At 73.2% G+C, this 7,747-nt stretch carries 6 protein-coding genes; 3 read left to right on the forward strand and 3 right to left on the reverse strand.

The annotated features are described in order from the left end of the window. On the reverse strand, positions 1–1,189 hold a 1,189-nt coding region (locus tag UW392_RS23690; protein ID WP_320777133.1), incomplete at its 3' end, for an HAD-IC family P-type ATPase. A gap of 68 nt (positions 1,190–1,257) precedes the next feature. Here UW392_RS23690 and UW392_RS23695 point away from each other — a divergent pair. Then, positions 1,258–1,623 carry a metalloregulator ArsR/SmtB family transcription factor gene (locus UW392_RS23695; protein ID WP_320777109.1) on the forward strand — a complete coding sequence of 122 codons (366 nt, stop codon included), beginning with the start codon at positions 1,258–1,260 and terminating at the stop codon, positions 1,621–1,623. On the opposite strand, the gene UW392_RS23700 is transcribed toward UW392_RS23695, so the two are convergent. Together UW392_RS23700 and UW392_RS23705 are read right to left on the reverse strand one after the other, a co-directional pair. Continuing rightward, complete coding sequence (locus tag UW392_RS23700; protein ID WP_320777110.1) at positions 1,598–2,473, reverse strand: DUF72 domain-containing protein; 876 nt, start codon at positions 2,471–2,473, stop codon at positions 1,598–1,600. The genes UW392_RS23695 and UW392_RS23700 overlap by 26 nt on opposite strands. 31 nt (positions 2,474–2,504) lie before the next feature. Then, positions 2,505–6,422: a glycoside hydrolase family 2 TIM barrel-domain containing protein gene (locus UW392_RS23705; RefSeq protein ID WP_320777111.1), complete on the reverse strand. Its 3,918-nt coding sequence runs from the start codon at positions 6,420–6,422 to the stop codon at positions 2,505–2,507. A 276-nt stretch (positions 6,423–6,698) separates the two neighbouring features. Between UW392_RS23705 and UW392_RS23710 the strand changes: the two genes are divergently transcribed. Together UW392_RS23710 and UW392_RS23715 are read left to right on the forward strand one after the other, a co-directional pair. Further along, positions 6,699–7,307, forward strand: a complete 609-nt coding sequence (locus UW392_RS23710; RefSeq protein ID WP_320777112.1) for a hypothetical protein — start codon at positions 6,699–6,701, stop codon at positions 7,305–7,307. Further along, positions 7,304–7,639: a hypothetical protein gene (locus UW392_RS23715; RefSeq protein WP_320777113.1), complete on the forward strand. Its 336-nt coding sequence runs from the start codon at positions 7,304–7,306 to the stop codon at positions 7,637–7,639. Before UW392_RS23710 ends, UW392_RS23715 begins: the two co-directional genes overlap by 4 nt. Positions 7,640–7,747: the final 108 nt, after the last annotated feature.

Genomic DNA, 7,747 nt, shown 5'->3' on the forward strand with positions numbered 1-7,747 from the left:
CGCGGGCGGCGGCGACCACGGCGCGGCCCAGCGGGTGCTCGCTGGCCACCTCCGCCGCGGCGGCCAGCGCGAGCAGCGCGTCCTCGTCGAGGCCGGAGCCGGGCAGCGGCCGTACGGCGGTCACCTCGGGGGTGCCTTCGGTGAGGGTGCCGGTCTTGTCCAGGGCGACGGTGTCGATCCGCCCGAGGCGTTCCATGGCGACGGCCGACTTGACCAGGACGCCGTGGCGCCCGGCGTTGGCGATGGCGGAGAGCAGCGGCGGCATGGTGGCGAGGACGACCGCGCAGGGCGAGGCGACGATCATGAACGTCATGGCGCGGAGCAGCGCGTCGGTGAGCGGGGCGCCGAAGGCGAGGGGGACGCCGAAGACGGCGAGGGTGGCGGCGACCACGCCGACCGCGTAGCGCTGCTCGATCTTCTCGATGAAGAGCTGGGTGGGGGCCTTGGTGCGGGACGCCTCCTCGACCAGGGCGACGATCCGGGCGATCACCGAGTCGGCGGGGTCGCGGCCGACGCGGACCCGGAGGGCACCGGTGCCGTTGTGGGTGCCGGCGAAGACGTCGTCGCCGGTGCGTTTGACGACGGGGAGGGACTCGCCGGTGACGGTGGCCTGGTCGACCTCCCCGGTGCCGTCGACGACGGTGCCGTCGGCGCCGATCCGCTCGCCGGGCCGGACCAGGAGGACGTCGCCGACGGCGAGTGCGGCGGTCGGGACCGTCTCCTCGGTGCCGTCGTCGCCCACCCGGGTCGCGGTGGTGGGCGCGAGATCGAGCAGGCCGCGCACGGAGTCGGCGGTGCGGGCGGTGGCGAGGGCCTCAAGCGCGCCGGAGACGGCGAAGATGACGATGAGGAGACCGCCGTCGAGGACCTGCCCGATGGCCGCCGCGCCGAGCGCCGCGACGATCATCAGGAGATCGACGTCGAGGGTCTTCTCACGCAGGGCGCGCAGCCCTTCCAGCGCCGGTTCCCAGCCGCCGGCGGCGTAGGCGAGGGCGTACAGCGGGCCGTAGGACCAGGCGGTGGCGCCGCCGAGGTCGAGGGCGAGCGCGAGGAGGAACGCGAGCAGGGACAGCAGCGCCCAGCGGGCCTCGGGCAGGGCCAGGACGCGGGTACGGCGGCGGAGCGCCGGACGGCGGGGGGCCGTCGCGGGCGTGCTCGGGGCAAGGGTGGCGGTCACGGCGCACACCATACAGGAACACATGAAGACTCATTCATCTGTTCATGTGAGGCTTGACGCGTGGTGCGTAGGATGGCCGCATGGGTCATGGAGCAGCCGGCACCACCGAGAACACCGCACGGGTGCGGCTGGACGCGGACAACGTCGCCAAGGTCGCCACCACCCTCCAGGCCCTGTCGACCCCCTCCCGGCTGCTGATCCTGGCCCGGCTGCGCGAAGGGCCGCTGCCCGCGACCGAGTTGGCGGCGGAGGTCGGCATGGAGCAGTCGGCCTGCTCGCACCAGCTGCGGCTGCTGCGCAACCTGGGTCTGGTGGTGGGCGAGCGGCGCGGCCGGTCGGTGGTGTACGCGCTGCACGACGACCACGTGGCCGGACTGCTCGACCAGGCCGTCTACCACGTCGAGCACCTGCGCCTCGGGATCAGCGACCCGGACCCGGTGCCCTGAGCAGGTCCCGCATCGTCTCGGCGGCGCGTACGGCCGCGTCCGCGCAGCAGTTGTTGAACAGCACGTGCAGCTCGTCCGTCCGGGCGGCCGCGCGCCGCAGCCTCGGCACCCACGCGGCGAGTTCGGCCACGTCGTAGGCGTACCTGAAGCGGTCCTCCTTGCCGCCCCTCCCCCACCGCGGGCTGCGGCCGTGGAACCGGACGACGGCCAGGGAGCGACGGGTGACGGGCAGGACCGGCGGCAGCGACCCCGGCAGTCCCTGCGCCGTGTCCACGCCCACCGCGCTCGCGCCCAGGGAGGCGAGGAGCGCGGCGGTGTCCTCCGCGCGCTCCGCCGCCCACCACCCCGGGTGCCGGAACTCGACCGCGAGCGGCCAGCCGGCCGCGCGCCGCGCGCACTGCCGCAGCCTCTCCTCGGCTTCGGCGCCCGGCGCCAGCCACGGCGGGAACTGGAAGAGCACGGCGGCGAGCCGCCCGGCCTCCCGCAGCGGCGCGACGGCGTCCGCGAACCGCCGCCACACCTCGTCCAGGAGGGCCGGGCCCCGCTCGGCCCCGCGCAGGTCGGGCGGGAGCGCCGCGTCGCGTGTGGGGTGCCCGGTCAGCAGGGAGAACGCCTTGACGTCGAAGCGGAACCCCTCGGGGGTGCGCTCGACCCACAGTTCGCTGTTGCGGCGGCTGGGCAACGCGTAGTACCCGGCGTCCACTTCGACCACGGGCAGCCGGGAGGCGTAGTGCCGCAGCCGCCCCTCGGCGTCCCGCCGTCCGCGCGGGTACCAGCCGCTCGTCACGAGCTGCCGGTCCGTCCAGGAACACGCGCCGACCCGTACGTCACCCGATGCCTCACCACCCATGGGAGCCCGGTTACCCCGGGCTCCCGGTCCCTCACTCGGTGGCCGTGCGCCGCCGCGCGGCCTCCGTCGCCCCGCGCACGTCGTCGATCGGGCGCAGCCAATAGGTGTACGCGTAGTCCCGGTCGGCGAAGAGTTTGAACTCGTCGTGGGTGTGCGCGCCCCAGCTGTTGTCGCCGCCGACGCCCATCTGACGGTGGTTCAGCCGCAGCACCACGGCGTCCCGCGGAGTGAGCTGGTAGTCGTGGCGCACCCCGGCGGAGAGGTCCTCCGGGGTGAAGTACGAGGCGTTGAACTCCAGCGGCCCGTCCCCGGAGGCGAGCAGCCCGGCGCCGTCGCGGCCGGTGAACGCCACCCACCGGACGTCGGTCTTGTTGCCGTTCTCCTGCGGGCGGATGTACCCCGACCACTGCTCGGCGACGGTTCCCGAGTACCGGCCGACGTCGGTGCCGGTGTGCCGGTCCCAGTGGTTCTCCTCGGGTCCGCGCCCGTACCAGTGCAGCCGGTCCAGGCGGCGCGGCAGGAACAGCAGGGTGCCGACCTCGGGGATGTAGGGCAGGTTCGCGGCGCCCGGGTGCAGGGTGTTGTCGACCTTGACCTCGCCGCTGCCGAAGACGGTGTACGTGGTGGTGTACGTGGATTCCGTCGTCGTCGGCAGGGTGCCGCTGACCTTGATCTCGACGGCCCGGTCCGCCCCCAGGGTCCGTACGGCGACGCCGGTCACCTTCCGGTGGGCGCCGGCGTCGCGCCAGGTGCGGTTGCGGGTGTGCTGGCCGTTGCCGTTGTCGTTGTCGGTGGGCGCCCGCCAGAAGTTGGGCACGGGGCCGGAGTCGAGGAGCCGGATGCCGCCGGCCTTGTAGGAGGTGAGGGTGCCGCTCCTCTTGTCGACGGTGACGGAGAAGCCCCGGCCGTCGACCTCCACCTCGTCCTCGCCGTCGTCGACGCGCAGGGCGGGGACGCGGTCCAGCGGTACGGGGGTCACCGCCGGGACGTCTGCCTCGACGGGGAGCTGGACGCGGGCCACCTCGAAACCGGCCTTCGCCCAGGGTGCGGACTCCTTGGTGGTGAAGGAGAGCTGGAGGAAGTACTCGGTGCCGGGCGCCGCGCCGGCCGGGAGGGTCACCGGCAGGGTGATGTCCTTACGGGACAGCGGCGCGACGGCGAGCTGATCGCGGGTGAGCCGGCCGCGTCTGACCACCTCGCCGTCGGCGGCCAGTTCCCACCGGCCGTCGTAGGCGCGCAGGTCGGTGAAGAGGTTCTCGTTGACGAGGGTCACCGCGCCGGGCCCGCCGGACCGGCTCTTCACGTCGATCGCCTGGTAGACGCGCTTGACCTCGGCGGCCTTGCCGGTGTGGCCGCGGTCGGCGAGGACGATGCCGTCGGCGACGAACGCGCCGTCGTTGGGGTTGTCGCCCCAGTCACCGCCGTAGGCGTGGAAGGTCTCCGCGTCGGGGCGTGCCTCGTCGGTGTCCGCGGTGGCGGCGTCGAACCAGAAGCGCACACCGTCGTCGCGGGGGCCGCGCCCGTCGTCAGCGAGTTCGGCCGCGGTGAGGGCGCGGGCGTGGACGGCGGCCCGGCGGATGGTGCCGCTGAACTCGCGGGTCGGGTTGTCGGTGTCGGTGCCCAGGGCGAGCGGCGCGGTGTTCACCTCCGGGCGCCGGGTGGTGGCGCGGGTGGCTCTCGCGACGCCGTCGGCGTAGAGGGTCAGGGTGCCCGCGTCGGCGTCGAAGACCCCCGCGATGTGGTGCTCGCGCCCGGTCCAGTCGTCGGGCAGCCCCCAGCTCGCGGTGATCCACTGGCCGCCGGAGTAGAGGAAGAACTCCAGGGTCCTGCCGCTCTGCTTCAGCGAGTACTGGGTGTCGCCCTTGGCCACGACGGGCTGGTGGTAGCCGAAGTACCGCGGGGTGACCCACGCCTCCAGGGTGAGGGAGCCGGTGAGGTCCAGGCTCGCGTCGCGGGGGAAGACCGTGGCGCCGGAGATCCCCTTCTCCTCGTCGAAGGAGCCGCTGGGGTTGACGATCTCGCCGCGCAGCGCGGCGGGCCCGGTCTCGGTCAGGAAGGTGCGGGCGGGGACGGGCCAGGTGAGGGACTGGTCGACGAAGTCCCAGATCCAGCCGCCCTGGAGGACGTCGTGGGCGCGGACGACGTCCCAGTACTTCTTGAAGTTGCCGGTGGAGTTCCCCATCGAGTGGGCGTACTCGATCATCACGTAGGGCCGGGTGTCGGAGGTGTCCTTCGCCCGCTGCTCGACACGTTGCGGGGTGTCGTACATCTCCGAGCGGATGTCGCTGATGCCGGGGCGGTCGTCGCCCTCGTACTGGATGACGCGGGTGGTGTCGTAGGAGCGGATCCAGTCGTGCATCGCGGTGAACGTGGAGCCGGTGCCGGCCTCGTTGCCGAGCGACCAGATGACCACCGAGGGGTGGTTCTTGTCGCGGTGCACCATGTTCTGCGCGCGGGCCACGCACGCCGCGGTCCACTCGGGGTGGCTGCCGGGGTACTCGTCGCGGATGCCGTGCGTCTCCAGGTTGGTCTCGTCGACGAGGTACAGGCCGTACTCGTCGGCGAGTTCGTACCAGAGCGGGTTGTTCGGGTAGTGCGAGGTGCGCACGGAGTTGATGTTCAGCCGCTTGATGAGGGTGATGTCCTCGACCAGGTTCTCGCGGGTGAGCGCGGTGCCGCGGTCCGGGTGCATCTCGTGCCGGTTGGTGCCGCGGAACGACACCGGCCGGCCGTTGATCCGCATCAGGCCGTCCTTGAGCGCGAACTCGCGGAAGCCGACCCGGTGCGACAGCGTCTCGGTCACCTTCCCCGAGGGGTCGCGCAGCCGCAGCACGGCCGTGTAGAGGTGCGGCTGCTCGGCCGACCACAGCTTCGGCGCGGGGACGGCCTTGGTGGAGCGGACGGTGACGTCCTCGCCGGCGCTCACCGTGGTGAGGTCGGCGGCGGTCGTCAGCGGCCGGGACCAGACGGCGTGCCCCCGGGTGTCGTAGAGCTGGGTCTCCACGGTGTACCGCCCGGCGTCGCCGCCCCCGTAGGCGCGGACGCTCGCGGTGACGGCCAGCTCGGCATCGGTGTAAGTGTCGTTCAGCGGGGTGTCGAGGCGGAAGTCGCGCAGGTGCACGGCCGGGGTGGAGTACAGGTACACCGAGCGGAAGATGCCGCTCAGCCGGATCATGTCCTGGTCCTCCAGCCAGTCGCCGTCGGCGTAGCGGTAGACCTCGACGGCGATGTGGTTGGTGCCCGGCTTCAGGAGGTCGGTGACGTCGTACTCGGAGGGGGTGTAGGAGTCCTCGTCGTAGCCGGCCGGCTCGCCGTTGATCCACACGTAGTGCGCCGACTTCACGCCCTCGAAGTGCAGGAAGGTGCGGCGCCCCGACCAGTCGCGGGGGACGGTGAAGGTACGGCGGTACTGGCCGACGGGGTTGTGCCGGGTGGGCGCGGCGGGCGGCTGCGGCTCCTCGCCCTGTCCGTTGGCGCCCCAGTACGGGTAGGTGATGTTCAGGTAGATCGGCCGGTCGTGGCCGTGCAGTTGCCACACGGAGGGCACCGGGATGTCGTCCCAGCCGCCGTCGTCGAGGTCGGTGCGGTGGAAGTCGGGGTCGCGGTCCTCGGGCCGGTCTGCGTAGGCGAACTTCCAGGTGCCGTCGAGTCCGAGGCGGTACGGGGAGTCGGTGCGGTCGGCGGCGAGGGCCTGCCGGACATCGGCGTACGGCATCAGCGTGGTGTGCGGCGGCTCGGTGCCGACGCGGAAGACACCGAAGTCGTTCCACTCCGGGGTGGCGCCCGGGGCGGCCGCGCGGGGGCCCGCCGCGAGCGCGGCCGCGGCCGGCGAGGAGAGGGCTAGCGCGCCGAGGACGGCGGCGCCGCCCTCCAGCAGACGGCGGCGGCTGACGACCGGACGGGGCCGGGCGAGCGGGGACGCGGCGGGTGACACGGGCGGGTGCGGCATGACCGTGGCCTTCCGTGGGCTCTGAGGGGGGCGACTCAACGCGCGATGCGGTGACGGGAGTTACCGGCGTGGGGCGCGGCAACTGACGGTGAGGGAGCGGCTACTGAGTCGAAGTCACGGTCACCCTAGGACCCGAACACAACCGAATCAATCACCTCGTCGGAATTTGTGCGGTCCTGGGGCGGGGCTCTCCCGGCACCTCGGGGCGGGGCCCTCTCCGGCCGGTGATCCGTCGCTGTGTGCCGTCCGCTACGGTGACCGGCGGGGAGGGTCGAGATGCCGGAAGCCTCGGGAGCGCGCCGGGACCCGCGCGACGTGGCGTACGGGCGGGCCATCGAGTCCGTCAGCACGGTCGCCGCGCCCCTGCTGGCGGGCGGCGCGGTGGCGATGCTCGGGGTGGTCGCCGCCGACGACGACAGGTTCCGGTGGCCCGGACCGGCGACCCTGTTCCTGACCCTGGCGGCGGTGGCGCTGGTGGCGTGCGTGCAGTGGGGGTTCCGCGCGCGGACCTTCCTGTACGTCTTCGAGGAGGGCAGCCCCGAAGCGGACGACGATCCGTCCCTCCCGGTCGCCGCGCGCGCCTTCCTCGCCCGGCGGCGCGAGACCGACCTGGCCCGCTGGCGGCGCGGTACGGCACTGGCCGCCCTCTGCTACAACCTCGGCCTGGTCGCCATCGGCACGGGCGTCTCACTGGCCGCCGCACCGCCCGCCGACGCCGTGCAGGCGGGGTGGCGCTGGGCGGCGTTCTGGGTGATGTCCCTCGCGACGGTCGCGGAGTTGCTGTGGGTGGTGCTGGAATGGGGGGACGCGGCGGCACGCGCGGCCACGCGCCGGCGATGGCTGCGGCGCGCGGGAGTCACCTCGGGGGAGGGACGGGGACAGTGAGCGACGAGACGCCGGACAACGGCGAGTCACCGGAGGTCGAGCGCTCGGCGCCGCCGCCCGCGCCGCCGCTGCGCGGGGCTCCGCCACCTCCGCGGCCTCTGATCACACCGGGGTCCGCACCCCCGATGTCGGCGCCGGTCGCCCACGCGGGCGCCGACGCATGCCCCCTGTGCTGGGCCGTCTACCCCTCGCTCGCCCGGCGGTTGCTGCGGCTGGAGCGGGGGCGGCACGAGGAGTGGTGCCCCGTGGCCGGTGTTCCGCTGCGGGTGGCCGCCGGGCTCGGCACGGACGAGGTGCTGCGGCTGCTGCCGCCCCGCCGGGACACGCGCTGATCACCGACGACTGACGGTCGTTCATTTTTCATACTTACCGTGCGAGTGATTACCTGCCGACGTGACGGGAATTATCCAGCGGGAAGTGATTACTCTCGGGGGGATGAT

This window comes from Streptomyces sp. CRN 30 (assembly GCF_034105845.1).